The following is a 26547-nucleotide window of genomic DNA, read 5'->3' as shown; positions in this document are numbered from 1 at the left end:
TGGTTATAGGCACTTTTTCAGCAAAAATAATGACGTAGTTCGCAGATCTCCGGGATTGCCATCACCCTGATAATTCGGTTTAAATCACCTTTATTGTGCTACCCATTCAAGGCTTGATAATGAAAACGCCACTGATTACCCGTGAAGGCTACGAAAAGCTCAAACAAGAAAAGGACACTTTGTGGCGTGAGGAGCGTCCTGAGGTGACAAAAAAGGTTACCTGGGCGGCAAGTCTGGGCGATCGCAGTGAAAATGCCGACTACCAGTACAACAAAAAAAGGCTGCGAGAAATAGATCGTAGAGTGCGATATCTCACGAAATGCCTCGAACAGCTGAAAATTGTCGACTATTCGCCGCAACAAGAAGGCAAAGTGTTCTTTGGTGCGTGGGTAGAGGTTGAAAATGATGATGGCAACCAGCTGCGTTTTCGCATCGTCGGTTATGACGAAATCTTTGGTCGCAGAGATTACATCTCGATTGATTCCCCGATGGCACGTGCGCTACTGAAAAAAGAAGTGGGCGATCTGGCGGTGGTACAAACTCCGGCAGGTGAAGCCCAGTGGTACATCAATGATATCGAGTATGTGAAATAGGCCACAGGCCAGCAACAGAACAGTCTGATTCATCACCTCTCGGGCGCTGTGGCTGGCATTTTTACCCTCCAATCCGTATAACTATCCCCTGAAATTTCGACTAACACAGATGAAAAACCATGATGAATGATTCACTCTGCCGCATTATTGCCAGCGAGCTAAAGGCCAGAAATGAACAGGTTGATGCTGCCGTTCGCCTGCTGGACGAAGGGAATACCGTGCCGTTTATTGCACGTTATCGTAAGGAAGTTACCGGCGGTCTGGATGACACGCAACTGCGTCAGTTAGAAACCCGTCTGAGTTATCTGCGCGAATTAGAAGACCGCCGCCAGGCGATCCTCAAATCCATTACCGAACAAGGCAAATTGAGTGACGAACTCGCCGCGGCCATTAACGGCACGCTGAGCAAAACCGAGCTTGAAGATCTCTATTTGCCGTATAAGCAAAAACGCCGCACGCGCGGGCAAATTGCTATCGAAGCAGGGCTTGAGCCACTGGCGGAGCTGCTTTGGAATGACCCGTCACACACACCTGAAGAAGCCGCAGCAAGTTACATTGATGCCGATAAAGGTGTCGCTGATACCAAAGCCGCACTGGATGGCGCACGCTATATATTGATGGAGCGCTTTGCCGAAGATGCCGCGCTGCTGGCAAAAGTGCGTAACTACCTGTGGAAGAACGCCCATCTGGTCGCCACCGTGGTGGCAGGCAAAGAAGAGGAAGGTGCAAAATTCCGTGATTATTTCGACCATCACGAACCGATTGCCACCGCCCCGTCCCACCGTGCACTCGCCATGTTCCGTGGCCGCAATGAAGGCATTTTGCAGCTGGCACTGAATGCCGATCCACAGCACGACGAGCCACCCCGTGAAAGCTACTGCGAACAGCTGATTATCGACCATCTCGGCCTGCGCCTGAACAATGCTCCGGCAGACGCGTGGCGTCGTGCCGTGGTGAGCTGGACCTGGCGTATCAAAGTACTGATGCACCTTGAAACCGAGCTGATGGGCACCGTGCGCGAACGCGCCGAAGATGAAGCGATTAACGTTTTTGCCCGTAACCTCCACGACTTGTTGATGGCGGCTCCAGCTGGCTTACGCGCCACCATGGGTCTGGATCCGGGCTTGCGTACCGGTGTGAAAGTCGCGGTGGTTGATTCCACCGGCAAGCTAGTCGCCTTCGATACCATCTATCCCCATACAGGGCAAACGGCGAAAGCCGCGGTTGCCGTTGCGGCTTTGTGCGAAAAACACAACGTTGAACTGGTGGCTATCGGCAACGGTACCGCATCGCGTGAAACCGAGCGTTTCTTCCTCGACGTACAAGAGCAATTCCCGAAAGTCACCGCGCAGAAAGTGATTGTCAGTGAAGCTGGCGCTTCGGTGTACTCAGCTTCTGAGCTGGCAGCACTGGAATTCCCGGATCTTGACGTTTCGATTCGTGGCGCAGTATCCATTGCCCGTCGCCTGCAAGACCCGCTTGCGGAGCTAGTGAAAATCGACCCGAAATCTATCGGCGTCGGCCAGTATCAGCACGATGTCAGCCAGTCGCAGCTGGCGAAGAAGCTGGATGCGGTAGTCGAAGACTGCGTGAACGCCGTCGGTGTGGATCTGAACACGGCCTCGGTGCCGCTATTAACTCGCGTGGCCGGCTTAACGCGCATGATGGCGCAGAACATCGTTAACTGGCGCGACGAAAATGGCCGCTTCCAGAACCGTCAGCAGTTGCTGAAAGTCAGCCGTTTAGGGCCGAAAGCGTTTGAACAGTGCGCGGGCTTCCTGCGCATTAACCACGGCGACAACCCGCTGGATGCCTCAACCGTTCACCCGGAAGCCTACCCGATTGTGGAGCGTATTCTGGCGGCGACCGAACAGGCGCTACAGGATTTAATGGGTAACGGTGAAGCGTTACGCGGCCTTAGCGCCCGTGAATTTACCGACGAGCGTTTCGGTGTGCCAACGGTGACCGACATCATCAAAGAGCTGGAAAAACCAGGCCGTGACCCGCGTCCAGAATTCAAAACCGCGAAATTTGCCGATGGCGTCGAAACCATGAACGACCTTCAGCCTGGCATGGTGCTGGAAGGTGCCGTCACCAACGTGACTAACTTTGGTGCGTTTGTTGATATCGGTGTCCATCAGGACGGTTTAGTTCACATCTCCTCGCTCTCCGACAAGTTCATCGACGACCCGCATAAAGTGGTGAAAGCCGGTGATATCGTCAAAGTGAAAGTGATGGAAGTGGATATGTCGCGCAAACGTATCGCGCTGACGATGCGTCTTGATGAACAGCCTGGCGAATCCAACCGCCGTGGCAGTGCACCACGCGAGCAAAACGAACGCCGTCCGGCACAACAGCAGAAACCTCGCGGGCGTGATAACGCCAGCAGCAGTGCGGGCAACAGTGCGATGAGTGATGCGCTGGCCGCCGCATTAGGTAAAAAGCGTTAATCGTTAGCCATTTTTCCGCCCTCTCCGGCTCGTCCTGTCTCTTATCCACAACTCGCCCTGGCAATCTTGTCAGGGCGAGATCTGTAAGTCTTGCTGATTTTCCGTTCACCCGTGTGTTCAGTTATCTCTTTAATTCCCGAAAACGGTGAACGTGCCAGTGGGATAACGACATCCCCCTGGCGACCCCGTCGCCCGGTGATTGATTTGCCGGGAGTCCGGGTTCTTAGGGTGACGACGGTGGTCACCCTAAGACGTTCACCAGTTCAGTCGCGACATAAACACGCTATCGCCTGGTGAACGGAACCTTCTCCGGCTCGGCAGGAACCGGCCCTCAAAGATGTGACTAAGAGACAGCCGGCTCGTCAGGGGAGCGGCGGAAACATCGGGTTATTATTTCCCCTCTCGCCCAATTCAGCACAATTTGCCTGTTTAATCCCCAACTGCTTATTAACAACATTTCATTAGCATTATCTGAATTTTGTCAAAAAAATAGAATGAGTTTGCGATAGATCAATTTCCTAAAAAACGGTAAAAACAACACCAATATTTATCACAGCTGTAACAGATGAAATATTCAGACAACATTCACAACGATAAAATAATAAACTCTTCATTTTTAAAAATTCATAACATACTGTTATTTATAAAATAATAATAAACACCCTCATAAAACCCGCACTGGTAAAACAATCAACCGGCCTGATTTAAATAAACCAAAACGTATTATTCATCACAAAAATAATCATTGAAGACAGAAACCATTCTCATTATCATTGGTTTGTTCGTTATTTCTCCTTTATCCAACGAAATCTCTCGTTAGCGTAAATACCAGAGCACAACTCTAAGTGGGTCCGTCCTATGCGATTCTTACCAAAAAGTACGTGGAAAATTACCGGCTTTGCCAGTGAAATTAGCCCGTCATATCGCCAAAAATTACTGTCACTCGGTATGTTGCCCGGTTCTTCATTCAGCGTTGTGCGTGTCGCACCTTTAGGCGATCCGATTCATATCGAAACGCGTCGCGTCAGTTTGGTATTACGAAAAAAAGATCTCGAATTACTGCACGTTGAAGCCATTGCCTGACTGGCGGGGTGAGCGCTTGCGCTCGTTGCAATTCTCTTTAAGTTCGCGAAAAAAATGAAAAAATTAACTATCGGCTTAATCGGTAACCCCAACTCCGGGAAAACCACCTTATTCAACCAACTCACCGGCTCTCGCCAACGGGTTGGCAACTGGGCGGGCGTCACCGTAGAACGTAAAGAAGGTCAGTTTTCAACGCTTGCGCACCAGGTCACGCTGGTCGATTTACCCGGCACCTATTCCCTGACCACCATTTCATCGCAAACCTCTCTCGACGAGCAAATCGCCTGCCACTACATCCTGAGCGGTGATGCTGATCTGCTTATCAACGTTGTTGATGCGTCAAACCTGGAACGTAATCTGTATCTGACGCTGCAACTGCTTGAATTAGGCATTCCGTGTGTGGTCGCGCTTAACATGCTCGACATCGCCGAGAAGCAAGATATTCGTATCGATATTGACGCCCTTGCCGCCCGTCTGGGCTGCCCGGTTGTGCCACTGGTATCCACGCGTGGCCGGGGTATGGAAGGCCTGAAACTGGCTATCGACCGCCGCCAGCCGAACACGCATAGCGATTTAGTGTTGTACCCGCCAAAACTACTGGAAGAAGCCGACAACCTGGCCGCTGAAATGCCGCATGATATGCCTGCGCAACAGCGCCGTTGGCTGGCACTGCAAATGCTGGAAGGCGATATTTACAGCCGCGAATATGCCGGTCATGCCGCAGATAAACTCGATGTGATTCGTACCCAACTGGCGGAAGAACACGAAGACCCGGCGCTGCTAATTGCCGATGCCCGTTACCAAACGATTGCCGCCATCTGCGATTCTATCAGTAACAGTCTCACCGCCGAACCGCACCGCTTAACGGCGATGATGGATAAAATCATCCTCAACCGTTTTCTCGGCTTGCCTATTTTCTTGCTGGTGATGTACCTGATGTTCTTGCTGGCGATTAACATCGGCGGCGCGTTGCAGCCTATTTTCGACGGTGGCTCTGCGGCTATCTTTATCCATGGTATTCAATGGATTGGTGCCACATTACACCTCCCAAGCTGGCTGACAATTTTCTTAGCGCAAGGGATTGGCGGCGGTATCAACACCGTGCTGCCACTGGTGCCACAAATCGGCATGATGTACCTGTTCCTGTCGTTCCTTGAAGACTCCGGTTACATGGCGCGTGCGGCATTCGTTATGGACCGCTTGATGCAGTCGCTCGGCTTGCCGGGTAAATCCTTCGTGCCGTTGATTGTTGGCTTCGGCTGCAACGTGCCTTCGGTGATGGGCGCGCGTACCCTGGATGCACCGCGTGAACGCCTGATGACCATCATGATGGCACCGTTTATGTCGTGCGGTGCGCGTCTGGCTATTTTTGCGGTATTTGCCGCAGCGTTCTTTGGCCAGCAAGGTGCATTGGTCGTCTTCTCGCTCTACATTCTTGGCATTGTGATGGCGATTCTGACCGGCCTGATGCTCAAACACACCATCATGCGCGGTGAAGCCTCGCCGTTTGTGATGGAGCTGCCGGTCTATCACGTTCCACACCTGAAAAGCCTGTTGCTGCAAACCTGGCAACGCCTGAAAGGCTTCGTGATGCGCGCCGGTAAAGTGATTGTCATCGTCAGTATTTTCATTGGTGCGCTGAATAGCTTCTCGTTCAGCGGCAAAGAAGTCGACAGCATCAATGACTCCGCGCTGGCGTCCGTCAGCCGTGTGCTCACTCCGCTGCTAAAACCGATTGGTGTGCATGAAGATAACTGGCAAGCGACAGTCGGCCTGTTCACTGGCGCAATGGCGAAAGAAGTGGTGGTGGGGACGCTCAACACGCTCTACACCGCAGAAGATATGCACGAAGAGCCGTTTGATGCTGCAAGCTTCAACTTGTTCGATGAATTAGGCGGAGCCGCTGGCGAAACCTGGCAAAGCCTGAAAGACACCTTCAGCCTGAGCGTACTGCTAAACCCAATCGAAGCCAGCAAAGGCGATGGTGAAATGGCAAGCGGTGCGATGGGCGTGATGAGCAGCAAGTTTGGCAGCGCGGCGGCAGCGTACAGCTATCTTATTTTCGTGCTGCTCTACATTCCTTGTATTTCTGTGATGGGTGCTGTGGCGCGTGAATCAAGCCGTGGCTGGATGATGTTTTCGGTGTTGTGGGGGCTGAATATTGCTTACTCGCTTTCCACGCTCTACTACCAGACCGTGACGTTTAATGCGCATCCGCAATACAGCCTGGTTTGCATCCTTTCAGTGGTGTTATTCAATGTGCTGCTGATTGGTGGTTTGCGTAAAGCTCGCAGCCGTGTAGATGTCAGCCTGATGACGACCCGTAAAACAGTCGAAGCAGCATGTTGCAAAAGCGCCGCTGGCGATTGCCACTAAGGAGAAGGTATGGCGAGTTTAATTGAGATTCGTGATGCATTAGCGCTGCAAGGGCGACTGGATGCGACGCAAATTAGCCAACAGCTCGCCACCCCGTTGCCGCTGGTGAATGCGATGCTGAGCCGTCTTGAAGCGATGGGTAAAGCCATGCGCGTGACCGAAGATTCGAGCGATTGCCTGAGCAGCGGCTGTAAAAGCTGCCCGGAAAGTAAGAAGTGTATTCGCGAAGTGTGGGCGCTACGCGCTTAAACTTTGTGTAACGGGTGGATGACCGCCTAAGGCTTATCCACCTTACAAAATTCCTCAAGCACCCGGCAAACATCCTGCGGGTGCGAAATAAACGGCGCATGGGCGGCTTTCGGGAAAATCACCGCTTCACTTTGTGGCCACTGCGCATCCAGCAAACCAGCGATTTTGCGCGGCACCAGCCCATCCAGATACCCGTACAATCGCAAGAACGGCACTTTCAACTGGCTCAGCGGCTGGCGTAAGTCCGCCGTTTTCAGGATCTCCAGCCCACCGTTTAACACTTCAACGCTCGGCATCGGTTGCTCAAGCACCACTGACTTGAGGCGGCGAGCATCCTGGCGTGCGCTTTCTGTCCCCAATGTTTGCAACGCCAGAAAACGCTCCACGGTACGTTGAAAATCATCACTCAATTGCTGCTGGAAACCTGCCAGCACTTCAGGCTTGATACCCGGCCAGTCACCTTGCGCGGTGAAACAAGGCGAGGAAGCAATAGTCACTAACCTTTTCACGCGCGACGGATGGCTTAACGCAATCTGGCTTGCCACCAGCCCGCCCAAACTCCAGCCCAGCCAAATAGCCTGTTCCGGCGCTTGGGCCAGCACCACTTCTGCCATTTCCTCGAGCGTCAACGCGCCAAAATCCTGGCTACGGCCATAACCGGGTAAGTCGACCAGATGAAGGCGAAAATGCGAGCTGAGTTCCTCGCAAATGCAATGCCACACTTGGGCATTCAGCCCCCATCCGTGCAGCAGCACAAGATCATCTTTTCCTTCACCTTTTGTCTGCCACCAAAGCTTACTCATCAGTTACTGTTCTCATCTTTATCTGCAAGGAAGCGAATATGCTAACAATCCCAGGGCTATGTTGGCTATGCCAGATGCCCCTCGCTTGTGCACATTGGGGGATTTGCTCACGTTGTAGCTACGCCTTACCTGCGCCACCGCCTTGCTGCCCGCGTTGTGGATTGCCCTGCGCGTACAGACATTCGCCTTGCGGACGTTGCCTGCAAGAACCGCCCGCATGGGATTCAATGCTGTTCGTCACGGATTACTGCCTACCGCTCAACCGGCTCGTCCAGCGATTTAAATTTAACGCCACCGTAGCACTGGCTCCGGCTTTGGCGCGGTTAATACTATTGCGCGTGCTGGATGCAAAACGCCAGCCGTTGTGGCAAAAGCCCGACTGCATGGTCAGTGTTCCATTGCATTCGCGTCGTGCCTGGCGTCGTGGTTTTAACCAAAGTGACCTGCTGGCGAACTGTCTTGCGCGCTGGTTGCAGTGCGACTATTTCCCTAAAGGAATCAGGCGGATTCGAGCCGGGCAATCACAACATCAGCTCAATGCCAGAATGCGGCGCAACAATCTAAAAGGCGCTTTCAGGGTTGATTTTCCGGTGGCAGGCCGCCATATAATTATTGTGGATGATGTCGTCACGACGGGCAGTACGGTGGCGGAAATTGCGCGGCTGCTGAAAAAGCAGGGCGCGGCGACTATCCAGGTGTGGTGCCTTTGTCGAACCTTGTAGACCCTCGATGATGGGCGTATTATAACCGACTAAAATAGTCAACTATTGAGCAATCGTTATGATCCGTATTTCCGATACAGCACAATCCCACTTTGCCAAACTGCTGGCAGGTCAGGAAGAAGGGACGCAAATCCGCGTATTCGTCATTAATCCTGGTACTCCAAATGCGGAGTGCGGGGTTTCTTACTGTCCGCCGGATGCGGTAGAAGCATCAGATACTGCCCTCAAATTCGAGCAGTTGACCGCATATGTCGATGAACTGAGCAAACCTTATCTTGAAGATGCTGAAATTGATTTCGTGACCGACCAGCTCGGTTCACAGCTGACGCTGAAAGCGCCAAACGCCAAAATGCGCAAGGTTTCAGATGATGCACCATTAATGGAACGCGTTGAATACATGCTGCAAGCCACGGTTAACCCGCAGCTGGCAGGCCACGGCGGCCGTGTCACGCTGATGGAAATCACTGATGAAGGTTTTGCGATTCTGCAATTCGGCGGCGGCTGTAACGGCTGTTCAATGGTCGACGTGACCCTGAAAGAAGGCATCGAAAAACAACTGCTGGCCGAGTTCCCTGAACTGAAAGGCGTTCGTGATTTGACCGAACACCAGCGCGGCGAGCATTCGTACTACTGATTTTCACCCTCACCCCGGCCCTCTCCCCCAGGAGAGGGAGCAAAGAAAGTTCCCTCTTCTGGGCTGTCTCTTATACGCAATTTTGAAGGGCAGTTCTTGCCAATTCGGAGAAGGTTCCGTTCACCAAACGAAAGTGTATTTATGTCGCTACCGAACTGGTGAACGTCTTAGGGTGGCCACCGTCGCCACCCTAAGAACCCGGACTCCCGGCAAATAAATCGCCGCAAGCGGTAAACCTCCATTTTGCCTCCGTGTCAGGGTCGGTTGCGATTCGTTCCCGACGATCGCGCCCTCCAGCCGTTCCCGACGGCTGGACCCTGCCACCTGGAGTCAAAATGGAGGCGATTTAAGCCGGACCCGAAATTCAAGGTCAAAGTCAAAAGCCAGAGCGGTTTTGACCTTGTTCCCGGCTTCAATCGCGCCGTTTTTTACCCTTCAGTCGGGGTCACGTGGTCGGGAACCACGTGAGAGAGCGATCGTCGGGAACGAATCGCGAACGACCCCGAATGTTGGGTGAAAAACGGTGTTTACCGCTTTCGCGGCGATTGATTTGCCGGGCGCCTGGATTATCAAGGGGTTGGCGTTAACCCCTTGATACGTTCACCGTTTTCTGTAATTAAAGAGATAACTGAACGCACGGGTGAACGGAAAATCAGCGAGGCTTACAGATCTCGCCCCGACAAGATTGCCAGGGCGAGTTGTGTATAAGAGACTGGACTCGGGAGAGAGTTAGAGTGAGGGCGTATTACACCTTCACCGTTTCTTACGCCGCTTATCCAAATCCTTCAGCAACTTATTCACTTCTTCGTCTGCGAACATCGCCTCAAGCGAGGTCGATAACTTGCGCCGCCAGTTTTTGTACTGATAACTGGTGCCCGGAATATTCACCGGTTCGGCCACGCCAATCCAGTCTTCCGGTTGTAGCCCCAACAACGCGCTGTTGCTGTCGGCAATATAACGCTGCATCCCGCGATTAAGCGTTGCCGTCATCGCCATCAACGAGGCTTTATGCCCTGCGCGTTTAGGTAGACAACCGTACTTATGCAGGCCCTCCAGCAAACCTTGTTTGGCACGTTCGCGATCCTGATACAGCTCAGTCAACATCTCTTCATCAGGATACAGGCCAAGCGTTTTACCCAGCGTCAAATCACCGCTTTCCCAGTAACCGCGCAGTGTCGGTAAATCGTGAGTCGTAGCAACCGCCATTGACTGCTTCGGCCACGCTTTTGGCGCGCGGAACTGCTTTTCGTTGTCATGCTCGAAATAGAGCACTTTGTACGAATAAACTCCGCTGTCGCGCAGCTTGCCGACGATCTCCACCGGCACGGTTCCCAGATCTTCACCGATCACCATGCAGTTATGACGCTTACTTTCCAGCGCGAGGATCGACAGCAAATCGTCCACCGGATAATGCACGTAAGCGCCTTTATCCGCGGTTTCGCCATACGGGATCCACCACAAACGCAGCATCGACATAACATGGTCGATACGCAGTGCACCGCAGCTAGTCATGTTCGAACGCAGCAGTTCGATAAACGGCTGATAGGCACGCGCCGCAATCACATGCGGGTCCATCGGTGGTAAACCCCAGTTCTGGCCGAGCGGGCCAAGAATATCTGGTGGCGCACCCACCGAGGCTTTCAGGCAATAGAGTTCACGGTCACACCAGGTTTCCGAGCCGCCTTCTGCCACACCAACCGCCAGGTCACGATACAAACCAATCGGCATCTTGAAACCCTGGCTGGTTTGCCAGCACGCTTCAAACTGGGTGTAAGCCAGGAATTGCAGCCACAGATAGAAATTCACTTCGTCACTGTGTTCGGTGCAGAAAGCTTTAACTTCTGGGTTATGCGCGTCGCGGAAACCTTCCGGCCAGACCGGCCAGCCCCAACGCATTTCATCTTCTTTGACCTGATATGCATGTAGCGCATCGAATGCTGCCTGGTAATACAGGCTATCGCCGCCTTCCTGCACAAACTTCTGGAATGAAACAACGTGTTCGTCACGCGCACCGCGCCGTGAAAACTGCTTCCACGCCATCCGCAGCGCGGCCATTTTCAGTACGGTGACGGTTGAATAATCTACCCACTGCGCGTCACGGGCTTCACTCAGCATTTGCTGCGTGACCGGCATTTTCCACCAGTCTTGCGCTTCATCACTCAGCAAGAAATCATCCACCGCGTTCACGTCGATATAAATCACGTTCAACCAACGGCGCGATGACGGGCTATACGGGCTGGCACTTTCTGGATTCGCAGGATACAGCGCATGAATAGGATTCAGGCCGATAAACGCCCCGCCCCGCTTCGCGACATCCACCAGCATGCGCTGCAAATCGCCGAAATCACCAATGCCCCAGTTATGCGCGGAACGTAAGGTGTAGAGTTGCACACACGCGCCCCACAGCTTTTCATCCTGCATCAGTGCGGCAGGTTCATAACAACGCTTTGGCGCAACAATCACCCGGCATTGCCAGTGATGCTCATTCTGGCTGACTGTCAGGTCGTGATAGCCTTCCGGCAGTGCAGCAGGTAGCACCAGCTTTTTGCCAGCCAGAGCATGCCCTTTATGCTGCTTGCCATCTTCGGCGGTCAGTTGCCAGGTGTAATCGCCGTTGCCTTCCAGCAGTGTTGCCAAACGCGAGCCGGAGGTAAACACCAGCACATTTGGCACTGGCGTCACCGCCACCTTTTTCAAGGTGGTGGGACGGCTCATGGCTTCCAGCAAACGCAGCTTGGTATCCGCAGGAATAGCCTGTGGTTTGCCGTGGGCGTTAATGTAGTTTGGGCTAATTCCCGCCTCAAGAGCGGCGTTATCAAGACGTTTGCTGTCCATGCGTTCCCTTAGCGTTTTGCCTGCCAGATACGTTGCTGATAATCACGGATCGAGCGGTCGGAGCTGAACATCCCGCAACGTGCCGTGTTAAGAATGGCGGCGCGTGTCCAGGCATCCTGGTCGAGATACAGTGCATCCGCGAGTTTTTGCGCTTCCGCATACGTCGTGAAATCAGCCATCACTAAATACGGGTCGCCGCCTTGTTTGCCGATGCTGTGCAGCATCTGGTCAAAGGCATGTTTGTCGCCGTCGCTGTAAATGCCCTTCTCCAGCTCTTTGAGCACCGCATCCAATACTTTGTCTTTCTTACGCCATTTCACCGGGTCGTAGCCTTTGGCTTTCAGCGCTTTCACTTCTTCCACGGTATGGCCGAAGATAAAGATGTTTTCCTCACCGACTTTCTCGGCGATTTCGACGTTTGCACCGTCCAGCGTACCGACTGTCAACGCGCCATTGAGCGCCAGTTTCATGTTGCCGGTACCAGAAGCTTCTTTACCCGCAGTTGAGATTTGCTCAGAAATATCCGCCGCCGGGATCATCACTTCCGCCGCAGAAACGCAGTAATCCGGCAGGAATACCACTTTCAACCGATCGCCAACGATCGGATCGTTATTGATAGCCTGTGCCACTTTGTTAATGGCAAAGATAATGTTTTTCGCCAGGTAGTAACCCGGTGCTGCTTTCGCGCCGAACAGATACACACGTGGTACGCGGGCGGCTGTTGGGTTCTCGCGGATTTCTTTGTACTGCGCCAGAATATGCAGCAAATTCAGGTGCTGGCGTTTGTATTCGTGCAGGCGTTTGATTTGCACGTCGAACAACGCATCCGGGCTTATCACGATGCCGGTACGCGCTTTCACAAACGCCGCCAGCTTCACTTTGTTCTGGTATTTGATATCGCGGTATTCTTTGCGGAATTTCGCGTCGTCGGCGTATTTTTCCAGCCCTTCCAGCACGTCGAGATTGTTAGCCCACTCTTTCTTGAGCTTTTTATCGAGCAATGCCGCCAGTGCCGGGTTGCACTGTTTAATCCAGCGGCGTGGTGTAATGCCATTGGTGACGTTATGGAATTTGTTCGGCCACAGTTGGTGATATTCCGGGAACAGATCTTTAACCACCAAATCTGAGTGCAACGCGGCAACACCATTCACTGCAAAGCCACTGACCACGCACATGTTCGCCATGCGAACTTGTTTGTTATGCACCACCGCCAGTTTCGCCCACACCGCTTCATCGCCCGGCCAGGTTTTATCCACCAGTTTCTTAAAGCGGGTGTTGATTTCGTTGATGATCTGCATATGGCGCGGTAGCAACGCTTTCACCAGTTTCTCGTCCCAACATTCCAGCGCTTCAGGCATCAACGTGTGGTTGGTGTAAGCAAAGGTTTTGCTGGTGATGGCCCATGCGTCGTCCCAGTTCATCTGGTGCTCGTCGATAAGCACACGCAGCAGTTCTGGAATGGCGATAGTCGGGTGGGTATCGTTAAGCTGAATCACTTCATAATCAGCCAGTTCTGCAAGCTTGCGGCCAGCCAAATGGTGGCGGCGTAAAATATCGCCCACCGAACATGCGCACTGGAAATACTGCTGCATCAGGCGCAGTTTCTTGCCGTTCAGGTGGTTGTCGTTCGGGTACAGCACTTTGGTCAGTTTTTCAGCGTCGATACCCTGTTGTTCTGCTTTCAGGAAATCGCCGTCGTTGAATTTAGTTAAATCAAATGGATGGGCGTGTTTCGCCTGCCACAAACGCAGCGGTTGCGCTACGCCATTACGGTAGCCAACCACCGGCAAATCCCAGGCTTCACCGTGGAAGATAAACGCCGGTTCCCAGCGCACGGTTTTGCCGTCTTTAACCACTTTACCGCCAACACCCACTTGCACGTCGAGTGCGGAGTTGTGCTGGAACCAGGGATAGCTGCCGCGATGCCAGTCGTCCGGCGCTTCCATCTGCTGCCCATCTTTGAAGGATTGACGGAACAGACCGTACTGGTAATTCAGGCCGTAACCAATCGCCGACTGGCCGACGGTGGCCATGGAATCCAGGAAACACGCTGCCAGGCGCCCTAAGCCACCGTTACCTAATGCCGGATCGGTTTCTGCTTCCAGCAAATCGCTCAGGTTGATATCAAACGCTTTCAGTTCATCCGCTACTTCCTGATACCAGCCCAGGTTCAGCAGGTTGTTACCTGTCAGGCGACCAATCAAAAACTCCATCGAGATGTAGTTAACGTGACGCTGATTTTTTTCAGGTTTCGCCACCGGCTGCGCGGCCAGTAATTCTGCCAGCGCACCGCTGACAGCATGCCACCATTGTTGCGGGGTCATTTCGGCGGCTGAATGCAGCCCATATCGCTGCCACTGACGTGTCAGTGCAGCCTGAAATTGTGCTTTATTGAAGGTCGTCTGTGACATAGGGGCTCGGGTCCTGTGATGTTCTAATTTCATTACCCGCTAGTGTGACGGGTGGCCTGGGCTAATTCCTCCTCCTGAGGGGCATTACGGAGGGAGGAGTCGCGGGGAGTAGCTAAAAATGTGACCGCTGCCACTAAAAGTGAGCCGCTGTTAGCTGAAACGCCCACCAGCTCTGGGTTTTCACTTCAGACACCGACATTTCACAATTGAATTCATCTAATCAATAGATTTGTGACCAGGAGCAACTTACAACGCCTCAAACCCTCAACAATCTTGCAATAACCCGCAAACTGGTCGACTTTGTAGTAAGTATTAATTACGAAGCGTAAAAAAAATCACATTCGTACATATTTCTTACACAGTGAAGTGGTAGACCCATGCTGATCCCCTCCAAATTAAGTCGTCCAGTACGTCTGGAAAATACAGTGGTCCGCGACCGGCTATTGATGAAATTATCAACAGCCAATAATTATCGTGTGGCACTGATAACCAGCCCGGCGGGTTATGGGAAAACGACCCTTGTTTCTCAATGGGCAGCAGGGAAGAAAGAGCTCGGTTGGTACTCTCTGGATGAGAGTGATAACCAGCAAGAACGTTTTGCCAGCTATTTGATAGCGGCCATTCAGCAAGCAACGTCCGGTCATTGTGTGACCAGCGAAGTGATGGTGCAAAAACGCCAGTACTCGAGCTTAACGGCTCTGTTCGCACAACTATTCATTGAAATGGTGGAGTGGCATCGCCCGCTGTTCCTGGTGATTGATGATTACCATCTGATTACCAACCCGGTTATTCACGAAGCGATGCGCTTTTTCATCCGCCACCAGCCAGAAAACCTGACGCTGCTGGTACTGTCGCGTAATTTGCCACAGCTCGGCATCGCCAATTTGCGTGTGCGCGATCAACTGCTGGAAATCGGCAGCCAACAACTCGCTTTTACCCATAATGAAGCGAAACAGTTTTTCGACCATCGGCTCAATTCACCACTCGAACATACCGAGAGCAATAGCCTGTGTGATGACGTCGCCGGTTGGGCGACCGCGCTGCAACTTATTGCGCTTTCCGCACGGCAAAGCAGTAACTCCTCAGCACAGCATTCTGCACGTCGGCTTTCGGGGATTAACGCCAGCCATTTGTCTGATTATCTGGCCGATGAAGTGCTGGATAATGTCGATCCCCAAACCCGTAACTTCCTGCTGCGCAGCTCGATTCTGCGTTCGATGAATGACGCGTTGATTGTGCGTGTCACGGGTGAGGAAAACGGCCAGATGCGCCTCGAAGAAACCGAACGTCAGGGGTTATTCATTCAACGCATGGATGACAGCGGCGAGTGGTTCCGTTTCCATCCGCTGTTTGGCAATTTCTTGCGCCAGCGTTGCCAGTGGGAACTGGCGACTGAGCTCCCGGAAATCCATCGTGCCGCAGCAGAAAGCTGGATGGCGCAGGGTTTCCCAAGCGAAGCCATTCACCATGCTCTGGCCGCAGGCGACGCCAGCCTGCTGCGCGATATTTTGCTCACTCACGCCTGGGCGCTGTTTAACCACAGCGAACTAGCGTTGCTGGAAGAATCTTTAAAAGCGTTACCGTGGGAAAGCCTGCTGGAAAATCCAAAACTTGTTTTGCTGCAAGCGTGGCTGATGCAAAGCCAGCATCGCTATAGCGAAGTGAACATGTTGTTGGCGCGTGCCGAGCAGGAAATGAATGTCGTAATGGATGAAACCATGCACGGTGAATTCAATGCGTTACGTGCCCAGGTGGCGATTAACGACGGCAATCCGGAAGAAGCCGAACGGCTGGCAATGATCTCCCTGGACACACTACCGCTGGCCAGTTTCTACAGCCGTATTGTCGCGACGTCGGTCCACGGCGAAGTGTTGCATTGCAAAGGTGAGCTGACTAAATCGCTTTCTGTGATGCAGCAAACCGAACAAATGGCACGTCGCCACGATATGTGGCATTACGCGTTATGGGGTTTATGCCAGCAAAGCGAGATTTTACTGGCGCAAGGTTTCCTGCAGTCAGCCTGGGAAGCACAAGAGAAAGCCTTCGCATTGATTGAAGAGCAGCACCTTGAGCAACTCCCGCTCCACGAATTTCTGCTACGCATTCGCGCACAATTGCTGTGGGCGTGGTCGCGGCTCGACGAAGCCGAAGCATCAACACGCATGGGACTGGAAGTACTTTCCGGTTACCAGCCGCAGCAGCAATTACAATGCATGGCGTTGTTAGTGCAATGCTCGCTGGCGCGAGGGGATCTGGATAACGCCCGTAATCACCTGAACCGCCTGGAAAACTTATTGGGCAATGGCTCATTCCACAGCGATTGGGTATCCAACGCTGACAAAGTGCGGGTGATTTACTGGCAAATGACCGGTGATAAACAATCTGCCGCCAACTGGTTACGCCTGACGCCGAAACCCGAGTTTGCCAATAACCATTTCCTGCAAAGCCAGTGGCGCAATATTGCACGAGCGCAGATTTTACTGAGTGATTTCGAGCCCGCCGAAATGGTGCTGGAAGAGTTAAACGAAAATGCTCGCGGCCTGCGTTTGATGAGCGATCTTAACCGTAACCTGCTGCTGTTAAACCAGCTGTACTGGCAGGCCGGGCGTAAAAGTGATGCTCAGCGCGTGTTACTGGAAGCGCTAGCGTTGGCTAACCGCACCGGTTTTATCAGCCACTTTGTGATTGAGGGCGAAGCGATGGCGCAACAATTACGCCAGTTGATTCAACTCAATACGCTACCTGAACTTGATCAACATCGTGCGCAGCGCATTTTGCGTGAGATTAACCAGCATCATCGCCATAAGTTCGCCCATTTCGATGAGAACTTTGTTAGCCGTTTATTGACGCACCCTGAAGTGCCGGAGCTTATTCGCACCAGTCCACTGACACAACGCGAATGGCAAGTGTTGGGGCTGATTTATTCAGGCTACAGCAATGAGCAAATCGCCGGTGAGCTGGATGTAGCAGCCACGACGATTAAAACGCACATTCGAAATTTGTATCAGAAGCTCGGTGTCGCACATCGCCAGGATGCGGTGTTACATGCGCAGAAATTACTGAAGATGATGGGGTATGGGGTTTAGCTTCTGAAATAAAACTGGCGGATGACGCCTACGCTTATCCGCCCTACGGGAAAGGTGTTGTAGGGTGGATAAGCGCGAGCGTCATCCACCATTAACATCACGATGCCAAAGACAACTTCGCCCTACCGCCCCGCTTTACCAGCCACTGCGCCACCCGCGCCTGCTGTTCTTCGCTCAACCACATCCCTAATTTGGTACGACGCCAAATAGCATCATCAACGCCACGCACCCACTCATGCTCCACCAGGTAACGTAATTCCGCTTCATAAAACTCATGACCGAAATCTTCACCCAACTCAGTGACGCTGGTTGCACGGCCCAGAATCAAGTCGCTGTTACTGCCATAAGTACGTGAGAAACGACGCGCCAGGTTTTCTGTCAGGAACGGGTAACGGCGGCGCAGTTGAGCGGCGTAATCATCACGGTCACCGTTAATATCGCCACCCGGCAAGGTACTGCCTTTAGTCCATGCTGGCCCCATTTTTGGGTAGTAGCCTTTCAGTTTATCCAGTGCGTGTTCTGCGAGCTTACGGTAAGTGGTGAGTTTGCCGCCAAACACTGACAACAGTGGCGCTTTGCCCTGCTCATCATGAATATCGAGGGTGTAATCACGGGTGATAGCTTGCGGTGAATCTGACTCATCATCACACAGCGGACGCACGCCGGAGTAAGTCCAGACGATGTCGTCGCGGCTTAGCGTCTTTTTAAAGTGCGCGTTGTAGGCATCTAACAAGTAGTTAATTTCATTGTCATCAATGTGGACGTCTTTCGGGTCACCCTTATATTCCACATCAGTGGTGCCAATAATGGAGAACTCATCCATCCACGGAATGACAAACACGATGCGCTTATCTTCGTTTTGCAGAATGTAAGCCTGCTTCTGGTTATGCACACGTGGCACCACAATATGGCTGCCTTTAATCAGGCGGATGCCGTATGGCGAAGGCAGTTGCAGGCCGTCGTCAAAGAAGTTTTTCACCCACGGGCCAGTGGCGTTCACCAGACCGCGAGCACGCCAGGTGAACGTTTCACCGGTATCAATATCTTGTGCTTCAACAACCCACAGGCCGTTTTCACGGCGAGCGCGGGTTGCGCGGGTACGGGTTTTCACCTCACCGCCTTCACGCGTCACCATCTGCGCGTTGGCTAAAACCAGGCGCGCATCATCAACCCAACAGTCGGAATATTCGAAACCGCGCACAATATTCGATTTTAGAACTGAATCTGCACCAAAACGCAAACCGGTGGACGCAGGCAAACTAGTACGTTTACCGAGATGGTCGTACATAAACAGACCAATACGAATCATCCATGCCGGGCGTAGATGCGGGCGGTGTGGCAGACGAAAACGCATCGGGAAAGCGATATGAGGAGCCATGTTCAGCAGCACTTCGCGCTCGGCTAAGGCTTCACTCACCAGACGAAATTCGTAATGCTCAAGGTAACGCAAGCCACCGTGAATCAATTTCGAGCTGTTTGAAGAGGTGGCACTCGCCAGATCTTGCGCTTCAAGCATCAACACAGATAAACCACGGCCTGCGGCGTCAGCGGCGATACCTGCCCCGTTAATTCCTCCGCCAATCACAATCAGATCTTTAGTTTCCATGTCACCCTCACGCACTTTCGTTAAAGTTCAAATATGTTCGTTATCGCTCATACTAGCAAGTCCGTGCGCGCTTTGTAACGAAAAAAAAACATTACTGCGTGATATGGATAACATAATGGCGTTAATATCAGCGGCCAGAGGGCAGATTCCCTTAATATGGCGCAAGCCGATTCAATATTATGACGAGCATAACCATGGAAACTTTTGAGTGTATTGGTGTGGAAGAAGCGCACCAGAAGTTGCAGCAAAAACACGCTGTGTTAGTTGATATCCGCGATCCACAAAGCTTTGCGATGGGCCATACGCCGGGCGCGTTTCATCTGACTAACGATCGTCTGGTGGCTTTTATGCAACAAACCGATTTTGAAACGCCGGTGCTGGTGATGTGCTATCACGGCAATAGCAGCAAAGGGGCAGCGCAATATCTGCTGCAGCAAGGTTACGACCAGGTGTATAGCGTCGACGGGGGTTTTGACGCCTGGCATCGCCATTTCCCGGCTGAAGTCGCGCACGGCGCGTCTTAAATTGCTGCGTTAGAGGTATACTGCTTCCTTTTGTATGGATTTGGCTGAAACCTTATGATCATGATTACCTCGTTTGCCAACCCGCGAGTCGCGCAGGCATTTGTCGACTATATGGCGACGCAGGGGATTATCCTCACTATTCAACAACACGAACAAACGGATATCTGGCTGGCAAACGACAGCCAGGAATCCCATGTTCGTGCTGAGCTTGAACAATTCCTCGCAAACCCGGGTGATTCGCGTTACCTCGCAGCAAGCTGGAATACCGGTCATACCGGTAGCGGTTTGCAGTACCAGCGCTATCCTTTCCTCGCGACTATTACGCAAAAAGCTGGCCCGTTCACCATGGTTATCATGGCCGCCTGTGTGCTGGTTTACCTAATGATGCAGGTGATGGGCGACCGAGCGGTGATGGTGTGGCTGGCGTGGCCGTATAAAGAGAGTTTGGACTATGAACTGTGGCGCTATTTCAGCCATGCGTTGATGCACTTCTCTATCATGCATATTGCGTTTAACTTGTTGTGGTGGTGGTATCTCGGTGGCCCGCTCGAAAAGCGTCTCGGTAGCGGCAAACTCATTACCCTGACGCTGGTTTCTGCGCTGTTGAGCGGCTTTGTACAGGCGAAATTTGGCGGCCCACTGTTTGGTGGTTTGTCGGGTGTGGTTTATGCGCTAATGGGCTATGTCTGGCTGCGCGGCGAACGCGACCCGGACAGCGGCATCTATATGCAGCGCGGCCTGTTAGCCTTTGCTGTTCTGTGGATTGTAATAGGATTTTTCGATGTTTTAGGAATGTCGATCGCCAACGCCGCGCATATTACCGGCCTGGTTGTCGGGCTTGCGATGGCGCTGGTTGATACCCTACACGCGCGAAAACGAACATAGCATTTCAGGAGAATAAAACAGCGTGAAGCAAACACAACGTCATGATGCCATTGTCGAACTGGTTAAAAAACAGGGCTATGTCAGCACTGAAGAGTTAGTCGAAGAGTTTGCGGTTAGCCCACAAACCATTCGTCGCGATCTGAACGATCTGGCCGACCAGAACCTGATCATGCGCCATCACGGTGGCGCCGCGTTACCGTCGAGTTCCGTGAATACACCGTGGCATGATCGTAAGGCGACGCAGACAGCGGAAAAAGAGCGTATCGCCCAGAAAGTTGCCAGCCAGATCCCCAACGGTGCCACGCTGTTTATTGATATCGGCACCACACCGGAAGCGGTGGCACATGCGCTACTCAACCACAGCAATTTACGGATCGTCACCAATAACCTGAACGTGGCGAACACGCTTAAGGTGAAAGAGGATTTCCGTATTATTCTGGCGGGCGGTGAATTACGCAGCCGAGACGGCGGGATTATCGGCGAAGCAACGCTCGATTTTATCTCTCAGTTCAGGCTGGATTTCGGCATTCTGGGGATTAGCGGCATCGATGGCGACGGCTCATTACTGGAGTTTGATTACCACGAAGTACGCACCAAACGCGCGATTATTGAAAACTCACGCTGCGTGATGCTGGTTGTCGACCATTCTAAATTTGGCCGCAATGCGATGGTGAATCTCGGCAGTATTAGCCTTGTTGATCAGGTTTATACCGATGTAATGCCACCGTCAGGCGTGATGCAGGTAATTGCTGAGAACAATGTGCAACTGGAGTTATGTTGATATTTGCGTGAGAACAACCCTCACCCCGTCCCTCTCCCTGAGGGAGAGGGGGAATACCGGGCTAGCCCCCTCGCCCCTTTGGGGAGAGAGGGAATACCGAGCTAGTCCCCTCGCCCCTTTGGGAGAGGGGGAATACCGAGCTAGTCCCCTCGCCCCTTTGGGGAGAGGGGGAATACCGGGCTAGTCCCCTCGCCCCTTTGGGGAGAGGGTTAGGGTGAGGGGAATAATTACAATCTCACCGGCTTAATATGCCAAATCTCATCGGCGTATTCCTGAATCGTCCTGTCAGACGAGAAATACCCCATGTTGGCAATGTTATGGATGACACGGAAAGTCCACTCTACTTGCTGGCGATACACTTCATCTACCCTATCCTGGCAATCTACATAACTGCGGTAATCTGCCAATACCTGATAGTGGTCACCAAAGTTAATCAGTGAATCCAGCAGGTCACGGTAACGTGTAGGTTCGTCAGGGCTGAAAGTCCCGGTACCAATTTGCGTCAGCACCTGATGCAGTTCTTCATCCTTTTCATAATACTCGCGTGGCTTATAGCCTTCGCGCCGTAGCGTTTCGACCTCTTCGGCCGTATTACCAAAGATAAAGATGTTATCCGCACCCACGTGCTCCAGCATTTCGACGTTTGCGCCATCCAGCGTGCCAATCGTCAGCGCGCCGTTCAGACCAAACTTCATATTACTGGTGCCGGAAGCTTCCGTTCCCGCCAGAGAAATCTGCTCCGAGAGATCCGCCGCTGGGATAATGATCTGCGCAAGACTGACGCTGTAGTTCGGGATAAACACCACTTTCAGGCGATCCTTTACCACCGGATCGTTGTTGATCACCGCCGCCACATCGTTGATGAGATGAATGATGTGTTTTGCCATGTAGTACGCCGACGCCGCTTTACCGGCGAAGATGTTCACACGCGGTACCCAATCGGCTGTTGGGTCTGCCTTAATGCGGTTGTAGCGCGTAATCACATGCAGCACATTCATCAACTGGCGTTTGTACTCATGAATACGTTTGATTTGCACATCAAACAACGCATTTGGGTTCACCACCACATTGAGATGCTGGCCGATGTAACTTGCCAGCCGTTTCTTGTTAGCCAGCTTCGCCTTACGCACATCCTGATGCACAGTTGGGTAATCAATATGCTGCTTCATCTCGTTCAGCTGGCTCAGATCAGTACGCCAGGTGCGGCCAATATTTTTATCTAACACTTCTGAAAGTGGTGGGTTCGCCAAAGCCAGCCAGCGACGAGGTGTCACACCGTTGGTTTTATTGCAGAAACGCATCGGGAAGATAGCGGCGAAATCGGCAAACAGCGACTGCACCATTAAGTTGGAGTGCAGCTCCGAAACACCGTTGACTTTGTGGCTGACGACAACCGCAAGCCACGCCATACGGACTTTACGGCCGTTCGACTCATCAATAATCGAAGTACGCCCCAGCAGCTCGGTATCGTTCGGATGTTGCTCCTGCAAGGTTTTCAGGAAGTAGTCGTTAATCTCGAAAATTATCTGTAAGTGGCGCGGCAAAATTTTGCCTAACATGTCCACTGGCCAGGTTTCCAGTGCTTCACTCATCAGCGTGTGGTTGGTGTATGAGAATGCCTGGCAGCAAACCTCAAACGCATCTTCCCAACTGAATTTATGCTCATCAATTAACAAGCGCATCAGCTCAGGGATCGCCAATACCGGGTGCGTGTCATTGAGGTGGATGGCGATTTTATCCGCCAGATTGTCATAAGTTTTATGTAGCTGGTAATGGCGGCTGAGAATGTCCTGCACGGTAGAGGACACCAGGAAATATTCCTGACGCAAACGCAGCTCACGGCCTGAATAGGTCGAGTCATCTGGATAAAGGACTCGCGAAACGTTTTCTGAATGGTTCTTGTCTTCCACCGCCGCGAAATAATCGCCCTGGTTAAACTTACCGAGGTTAATTTCGCTACTCGCCTGCGCATTCCACAGGCGCAGCGTATTGGTGGCATCAGTATCGTAGCCGGGGATTATCTGGTCATAGGCTACCGCCAGAATCTCTTCGGTTTCTACCCAGCGGAATTTTTTAGCTTCCATTTGCACGCGCCCGCCAAAGCGAACTTTGTAGCGTGTGTTGTGGCGCTTGAATTCCCACGGGTTACCGTATTCGAGCCAGTAGTCCGGTGATTCTTTCTGGCGACCATCAACAATGTTCTGTTTAAACATGCCGTAATCGTAGCGAATGCCATAACCACGGCCAGGCAAACCGAGTGTCGCTAATGAATCGAGAAAACAGGCGGCAAGACGACCGAGCCCGCCATTACCGAGGCCGGGGTCGTTCTCCTCGTCTATCAACTCTTCAAGATCCAGCCCCATCTCTTCCAGCGCATTTTTGACATCTTCATAAATGCCTAACGAAAGCAGCGCGTTAGAAAGGGTCCGGCCAATCAAAAATTCCATCGACAGGTAATAAACCTGGCGAACTTCCTGGGAAAGCTGAGCGCGGTTGGAACGCAGCCAGCGTTCGACCAACCGGTCACGAACCGCAAATAGCGTGGCGTTCAGCCACTCATGCTTATTGGCGATAACCGGGTCTTTCCCAACGGTAAACATCAGTTTGTAGGCGATTGAGTGCTTTAAAGCCTCAATGCTCAGCGTCGGTGACGAATAGGAAAATGGTGCGTTCATATCAGTGATTCCTGGTGGATGGCTACAGCAAACGTTGGTACAGATCGCGGTAGGAATGCGCCGCCACCTGCCAGCTAAAATCCATGCCCATCGCCTGACGTTGGACAAATCTCCACAACGACGGGCGGGACCACAACACGAAGGCACGCCTGATTGCTCTTAACAACGACCAGGCATTACTGTCCTCAAACACAAATCCACTGGCGATTCCGTCAGCCAGGTTTTCCAGTGAGCTATCAGAAACCGTATCGGCAAGCCCACCAGTGCGCCGCACCAGCGGCAAAGTGCCATACTTCAGACCATACAATTGTGTTAAACCACAAGGTTCAAAACGGCTTGGCACCAGTATCACGTCAGCTCCGCCCATAATCCGGTGCGAGAACGCTTCGTGATAACCGATCTGAACGCCCACTTGCCCCGGATGCTCCGCGGCAGCCGCCAGGAAACCTTCCTGCATCACGGTGTCACCGGCTCCCAGCAACGCCAGTTGCCCACCTTGCTCAAGTAAACCCGGCAACGCCTCCAGCACCAAATCCAACCCTTTCTGGCTGGTTAAACGGCTCACCACCGCAAACAGCGGCGCTTTCTCGTTCACTTTCAGCCCCATCGCCACCTGCAACTGGCGTTTGTTTTCCGCCTTTTCTTCCAGCGTATCGCGGGTATAGCGTGAAGCCAGAAGTAAGTCATGGGCCGGGTCCCAAATTTTTTCGTCCACGCCATTGAGGATGCCGGACAACCGCCCCTCACGGTGACGCTGACGCAACAGCCCTTCCATACCGTAAGCAAATTGCGGCTCGGTTATTTCGCGAGCATAGGTCGGGCTGACCGCCGTAATATGATCAGCATAATAAAGGCCCGCTTTCAAGTACGAAATTTGACCATTAAACTCCAGGCCGTTCATGTCGTAGAACGACCATGGCAGGTCAATTTCATTCATATGATGAGCGAAAAACAGCCCCTGATAAGCCAGGTTGTGCACGGTAAAGACTGACTTTGCCGGACGCCCTCGCGCTTCCAGATACGCTGGCACCAGGCCCGCATGCCAGTCATGCGCATGCACAATATCCGGATGCCAGAAGGGATCCAGGCCACAGGCCATTTCCGCCCCCACCCAACCCAACAGCGCAAAACGATGCACGTTGTCGGTGTACGCGAACTGGTTAGTATCGTGATACGGGCTACCCGGTCGGTCGTATAAATGTGGAGCGTCAATGAGGTAAATCCCCACGCCGTTGAAGTGGCCATATAACAAAGTCATATGACCCGCGAAGGTGTCGCGATGGGCGACCACTTGCGCGTCAACGATGCCACGACGAATGTCAGGGAAAGCAGGCAGCAAGACTCGCGTCTCAACGCCGCCTGCGATTTGTGCCGCAGGTAGCGCACCAATCACATCCGCCAGGCCACCCGTTTTCAGCAGTGGAAAAATTTCAGAACATACATGTAAGACCTGCATTATCGCTCCCGTATGGAAAGTCGTGGCGCGCTCTTAATGTCACAGCAGGCGCGCCGCGCGTGGGTCATTCCTTCACTTATTAACCATGCAATTTGGCAAGCATCTCGCGCGTCACCAGCACAATACCTTCTTCTGAGCGGTAGAAACGGCGAGCATCTTCTTCGGCATTTTCGCCAACCACCATGCCTTCCGGGATGACACAAGCGCGGTCAATAATGCAACGGCGTAAACGGCAGGAGCGCCCGACGATGACATCAGGCAACAATACTGACGAGTCAATGTTACAAAACGAATTAACACGCACGCGCGGGAACAGCACCGACTGAACCACCACTGAGCCAGAAATAATGCAGCCGCCGGAAACCAGCGAGTTCAGCGTCATGCCATGGCTACCGGAGCGGTCTTGCACAAATTTCGCGGGCGGCAGCGGCTCCATATGGGTACGGATCGGCCAATCCCGGTCGTACATATCCAGTTCTGGTGTCACCGAGGCGAGATCGAGGTTCGCTTTCCAGTAAGCTTCCAGCGTGCCGACATCGCGCCAGTACGGCTCGGCATTCGGGTCAGACTGCACGCAAGAAAGCGGGAAGGGATGGGCAAAAGCAACGCCGGATTTCATCACGTTCGGGATAATATCTTTCCCGAAGTCATGGCTTGAGGAGTCGTCTTTGTCGTCAGCCTCTAACAGTTCGTAAAGGTAATCAGCATCGAAAACGTAGATTCCCATACTGGCGAGCGCTTTGCTGTCATCACCTGGCATCGACGGCGGATTAGCCGGTTTCTCAACGAATTCAATGATTTTCTCTTCGTTATCTACCGCCATAACGCCAAACGCCGAGGCTTCATGTAGCGGCACTGGCATACATGCCACCGTGCAGCGTGCGCCTTTTTCTACGTGGTCAATCAACATGCGCGAGTAATCTTGCTTGTAGATATGGTCGCCCGCGAGGATCACCACGTATTCCGCTTTGTAACGGCGGATAATATCGAGGTTTTGTGTCACCGCATCGGCGGTGCCGCGATACCAGTTTTCACCGTGTACACGCTGCTGTGCCGGGAGCAAATCCACAAACTCGTTCATCTCTTCACTGAAAAACGACCAGCCACGTTGGATATGTTGAATCAAGGTATGTGACTGATATTGGGTAATCACGCCGATGCGGCGAATACCCGAGTTAATGCAGTTCGACAACGCAAAATCGATAATTCGGAACTTGCCACCAAAGTGAACGGCAGGCTTAGCGCGCGTTGAGGTCAAATCTTTCAATCGGGTACCGCGCCCACCAGCCAGAATCAGGGCCACGGATTTATTTGGCAGTTGACGTGCCAACATCAGAGGATCGTTCTTATCAAGCTTAACCATGACTGACTCCTTTTT

18 protein-coding genes are annotated in these 26547 nt (G+C 52.6%); 11 read left to right on the top strand and 7 right to left on the bottom strand.

Annotation, left to right across the window (positions count from 1 at the left end; translation table 11 throughout):
- Positions 1-119: 119 nt before the first annotated feature.
- The 5 genes from greB (at position 120) to feoC (ending at position 6751) form a co-directional block, all read left to right on the top strand.
- A complete protein-coding gene (greB, locus tag MNO13_RS01480; RefSeq protein ID WP_064542790.1) occupies positions 120-593 on the top strand; it encodes a transcription elongation factor GreB in 474 nt (157 codons plus the stop codon).
- A gap of 119 nt (positions 594-712) precedes the next feature.
- The gene (locus tag MNO13_RS01475; protein ID WP_064542787.1) at positions 713-3043 is read left to right on the top strand and encodes a Tex family protein; all 2331 of its coding nucleotides are present in this window, start codon (positions 713-715) and stop codon (positions 3041-3043) included.
- A gap of 858 nt (positions 3044-3901) precedes the next feature.
- Positions 3902-4126: a ferrous iron transporter A gene (feoA, locus tag MNO13_RS01470; RefSeq protein ID WP_064542784.1), complete on the top strand. Its 225-nt coding sequence runs from the start codon at positions 3902-3904 to the stop codon at positions 4124-4126.
- A 54-nt stretch (positions 4127-4180) separates the two neighbouring features.
- Positions 4181-6502: a Fe(2+) transporter permease subunit FeoB gene (gene feoB / locus MNO13_RS01465; RefSeq protein WP_237932558.1), complete on the top strand. Its 2322-nt coding sequence runs from the start codon at positions 4181-4183 to the stop codon at positions 6500-6502.
- A 9-nt stretch (positions 6503-6511) separates the two neighbouring features.
- The gene (gene feoC, locus MNO13_RS01460; RefSeq protein WP_064542777.1) at positions 6512-6751 is read left to right on the top strand and encodes a [Fe-S]-dependent transcriptional repressor FeoC; all 240 of its coding nucleotides are present in this window, start codon (positions 6512-6514) and stop codon (positions 6749-6751) included.
- A gap of 26 nt (positions 6752-6777) precedes the next feature.
- On the opposite strand, the gene bioH is transcribed toward feoC, so the two are convergent.
- Complete coding sequence (gene bioH, locus MNO13_RS01455; RefSeq protein ID WP_064542774.1) at positions 6778-7554, bottom strand: pimeloyl-ACP methyl ester esterase BioH; 777 nt, start codon at positions 7552-7554, stop codon at positions 6778-6780.
- 38 nt (positions 7555-7592) lie between these two features.
- Here bioH and gntX point away from each other — a divergent pair, with 38 nt between their 5' ends.
- Positions 7593-8276 (top strand): DNA utilization protein GntX, encoded by a 684-nt coding sequence (gntX, locus tag MNO13_RS01450; protein WP_064542771.1) that lies wholly within the window; start codon positions 7593-7595, stop codon positions 8274-8276.
- Between the two features lie 58 nt (positions 8277-8334).
- Positions 8335-8910 (top strand): Fe-S biogenesis protein NfuA, encoded by a 576-nt coding sequence (gene nfuA / locus MNO13_RS01445; protein ID WP_064542768.1) that lies wholly within the window; start codon positions 8335-8337, stop codon positions 8908-8910.
- A gap of 753 nt (positions 8911-9663) precedes the next feature.
- Here nfuA and malQ read toward each other — a convergent pair.
- Together malQ and malP are read right to left on the bottom strand one after the other, a co-directional pair.
- Entirely contained in the window at positions 9664-11745 is a 2082-nt protein-coding gene (gene malQ / locus MNO13_RS01440; protein ID WP_064542765.1) for a 4-alpha-glucanotransferase, read from the bottom strand.
- Positions 11746-11753: 8 nt separating this feature from the next.
- Positions 11754-14156 carry a maltodextrin phosphorylase gene (malP, locus tag MNO13_RS01435; RefSeq protein WP_241939460.1) on the bottom strand — a complete coding sequence of 801 codons (2403 nt, stop codon included), beginning with the start codon at positions 14154-14156 and terminating at the stop codon, positions 11754-11756.
- A gap of 377 nt (positions 14157-14533) precedes the next feature.
- Between malP and malT the strand changes: the two genes are divergently transcribed.
- The gene (malT, locus tag MNO13_RS01430; protein ID WP_241939459.1) at positions 14534-17242 is read left to right on the top strand and encodes an HTH-type transcriptional regulator MalT; all 2709 of its coding nucleotides are present in this window, start codon (positions 14534-14536) and stop codon (positions 17240-17242) included.
- Positions 17243-17339: 97 nt separating this feature from the next.
- Here the strand turns inward: malT and glpD are convergent, their stop codons facing one another.
- On the bottom strand, positions 17340-18848 hold the full coding sequence (gene glpD / locus MNO13_RS01425; protein WP_241939458.1) for a glycerol-3-phosphate dehydrogenase: 1509 nt from the start codon (positions 18846-18848) through the stop codon (positions 17340-17342).
- A 194-nt stretch (positions 18849-19042) separates the two neighbouring features.
- On the opposite strand from glpD, the gene glpE reads away from it, so the two are divergent.
- From glpE to MNO13_RS01410, 3 genes are read left to right on the top strand one after another with little or no spacing between them, the layout of a single operon-like run.
- Entirely contained in the window at positions 19043-19372 is a 330-nt protein-coding gene (glpE, locus tag MNO13_RS01420) for a thiosulfate sulfurtransferase GlpE (protein ID WP_064542753.1), read from the top strand.
- A 54-nt stretch (positions 19373-19426) separates the two neighbouring features.
- Entirely contained in the window at positions 19427-20257 is an 831-nt protein-coding gene (glpG, locus tag MNO13_RS01415) for a rhomboid family intramembrane serine protease GlpG (RefSeq protein WP_064542750.1), read from the top strand.
- Positions 20258-20279: 22 nt separating this feature from the next.
- Complete coding sequence (locus tag MNO13_RS01410; RefSeq protein ID WP_064542747.1) at positions 20280-21038, top strand: DeoR/GlpR family transcriptional regulator; 759 nt, start codon at positions 20280-20282, stop codon at positions 21036-21038.
- Between the two features lie 227 nt (positions 21039-21265).
- On the opposite strand, the gene glgP is transcribed toward MNO13_RS01410, so the two are convergent.
- From glgP to glgC, 3 genes are all read right to left on the bottom strand, one after another.
- Positions 21266-23713 carry a glycogen phosphorylase gene (gene glgP / locus MNO13_RS01405; protein WP_064542743.1) on the bottom strand — a complete coding sequence of 816 codons (2448 nt, stop codon included), beginning with the start codon at positions 23711-23713 and terminating at the stop codon, positions 21266-21268.
- A gap of 22 nt (positions 23714-23735) precedes the next feature.
- Positions 23736-25169, bottom strand: a complete 1434-nt coding sequence (gene glgA, locus MNO13_RS01400) for a glycogen synthase GlgA (protein WP_064542740.1) — start codon at positions 25167-25169, stop codon at positions 23736-23738.
- 79 nt (positions 25170-25248) lie between these two features.
- Positions 25249-26532, bottom strand: coding sequence for a glucose-1-phosphate adenylyltransferase (glgC, locus tag MNO13_RS01395; RefSeq protein WP_064542737.1), 1284 nt, complete (start codon positions 26530-26532; stop codon positions 25249-25251).
- Between the last annotated feature and the right edge of the window lie 15 nt (positions 26533-26547).

Source organism: Buttiauxella ferragutiae, from assembly GCF_022637515.1.
Lineage (GTDB): Bacteria > Pseudomonadota > Gammaproteobacteria > Enterobacterales > Enterobacteriaceae > Buttiauxella > Buttiauxella ferragutiae.
Note: the sequence above shows the minus strand (reverse complement) of the source record. Positions and strands in the feature narration are given on the sequence as shown.

What these genes read in the sequence shown, in the direction of transcription:
- glgA (WP_064542740.1), bottom strand. Translation starts at nt 25,169, where the DNA reads ATGCAGGTCTTACATGTATGTTCTGAAATTTTTCCACTGCTGAAAACG.
- glpD (WP_241939458.1), bottom strand. Translation starts at nt 18,848, where the DNA reads ATGGAAACTAAAGATCTGATTGTGATTGGCGGAGGAATTAACGGGGCA.
- glpG (WP_064542750.1), top strand. Translation starts at nt 19,427, where the DNA reads ATGATCATGATTACCTCGTTTGCCAACCCGCGAGTCGCGCAGGCATTT.
- greB (WP_064542790.1), top strand. Translation starts at nt 120, where the DNA reads ATGAAAACGCCACTGATTACCCGTGAAGGCTACGAAAAGCTCAAACAA.
- feoB (WP_237932558.1), top strand. Translation starts at nt 4,181, where the DNA reads ATGAAAAAATTAACTATCGGCTTAATCGGTAACCCCAACTCCGGGAAA.
- bioH (WP_064542774.1), bottom strand. Translation starts at nt 7,554, where the DNA reads ATGAGTAAGCTTTGGTGGCAGACAAAAGGTGAAGGAAAAGATGATCTT.
- glgC (WP_064542737.1), bottom strand. Translation starts at nt 26,532, where the DNA reads ATGGTTAAGCTTGATAAGAACGATCCTCTGATGTTGGCACGTCAACTG.
- malT (WP_241939459.1), top strand. Translation starts at nt 14,534, where the DNA reads ATGCTGATCCCCTCCAAATTAAGTCGTCCAGTACGTCTGGAAAATACA.
- glgP (WP_064542743.1), bottom strand. Translation starts at nt 23,713, where the DNA reads ATGAACGCACCATTTTCCTATTCGTCACCGACGCTGAGCATTGAGGCT.
- glpE (WP_064542753.1), top strand. Translation starts at nt 19,043, where the DNA reads ATGGAAACTTTTGAGTGTATTGGTGTGGAAGAAGCGCACCAGAAGTTG.
- MNO13_RS01475 (WP_064542787.1), top strand. Translation starts at nt 713, where the DNA reads ATGATGAATGATTCACTCTGCCGCATTATTGCCAGCGAGCTAAAGGCC.
- nfuA (WP_064542768.1), top strand. Translation starts at nt 8,335, where the DNA reads ATGATCCGTATTTCCGATACAGCACAATCCCACTTTGCCAAACTGCTG.
- feoC (WP_064542777.1), top strand. Translation starts at nt 6,512, where the DNA reads ATGGCGAGTTTAATTGAGATTCGTGATGCATTAGCGCTGCAAGGGCGA.
- malQ (WP_064542765.1), bottom strand. Translation starts at nt 11,745, where the DNA reads ATGGACAGCAAACGTCTTGATAACGCCGCTCTTGAGGCGGGAATTAGC.
- gntX (WP_064542771.1), top strand. Translation starts at nt 7,593, where the DNA reads ATGCTAACAATCCCAGGGCTATGTTGGCTATGCCAGATGCCCCTCGCT.
- malP (WP_241939460.1), bottom strand. Translation starts at nt 14,156, where the DNA reads ATGTCACAGACGACCTTCAATAAAGCACAATTTCAGGCTGCACTGACA.
- feoA (WP_064542784.1), top strand. Translation starts at nt 3,902, where the DNA reads ATGCGATTCTTACCAAAAAGTACGTGGAAAATTACCGGCTTTGCCAGT.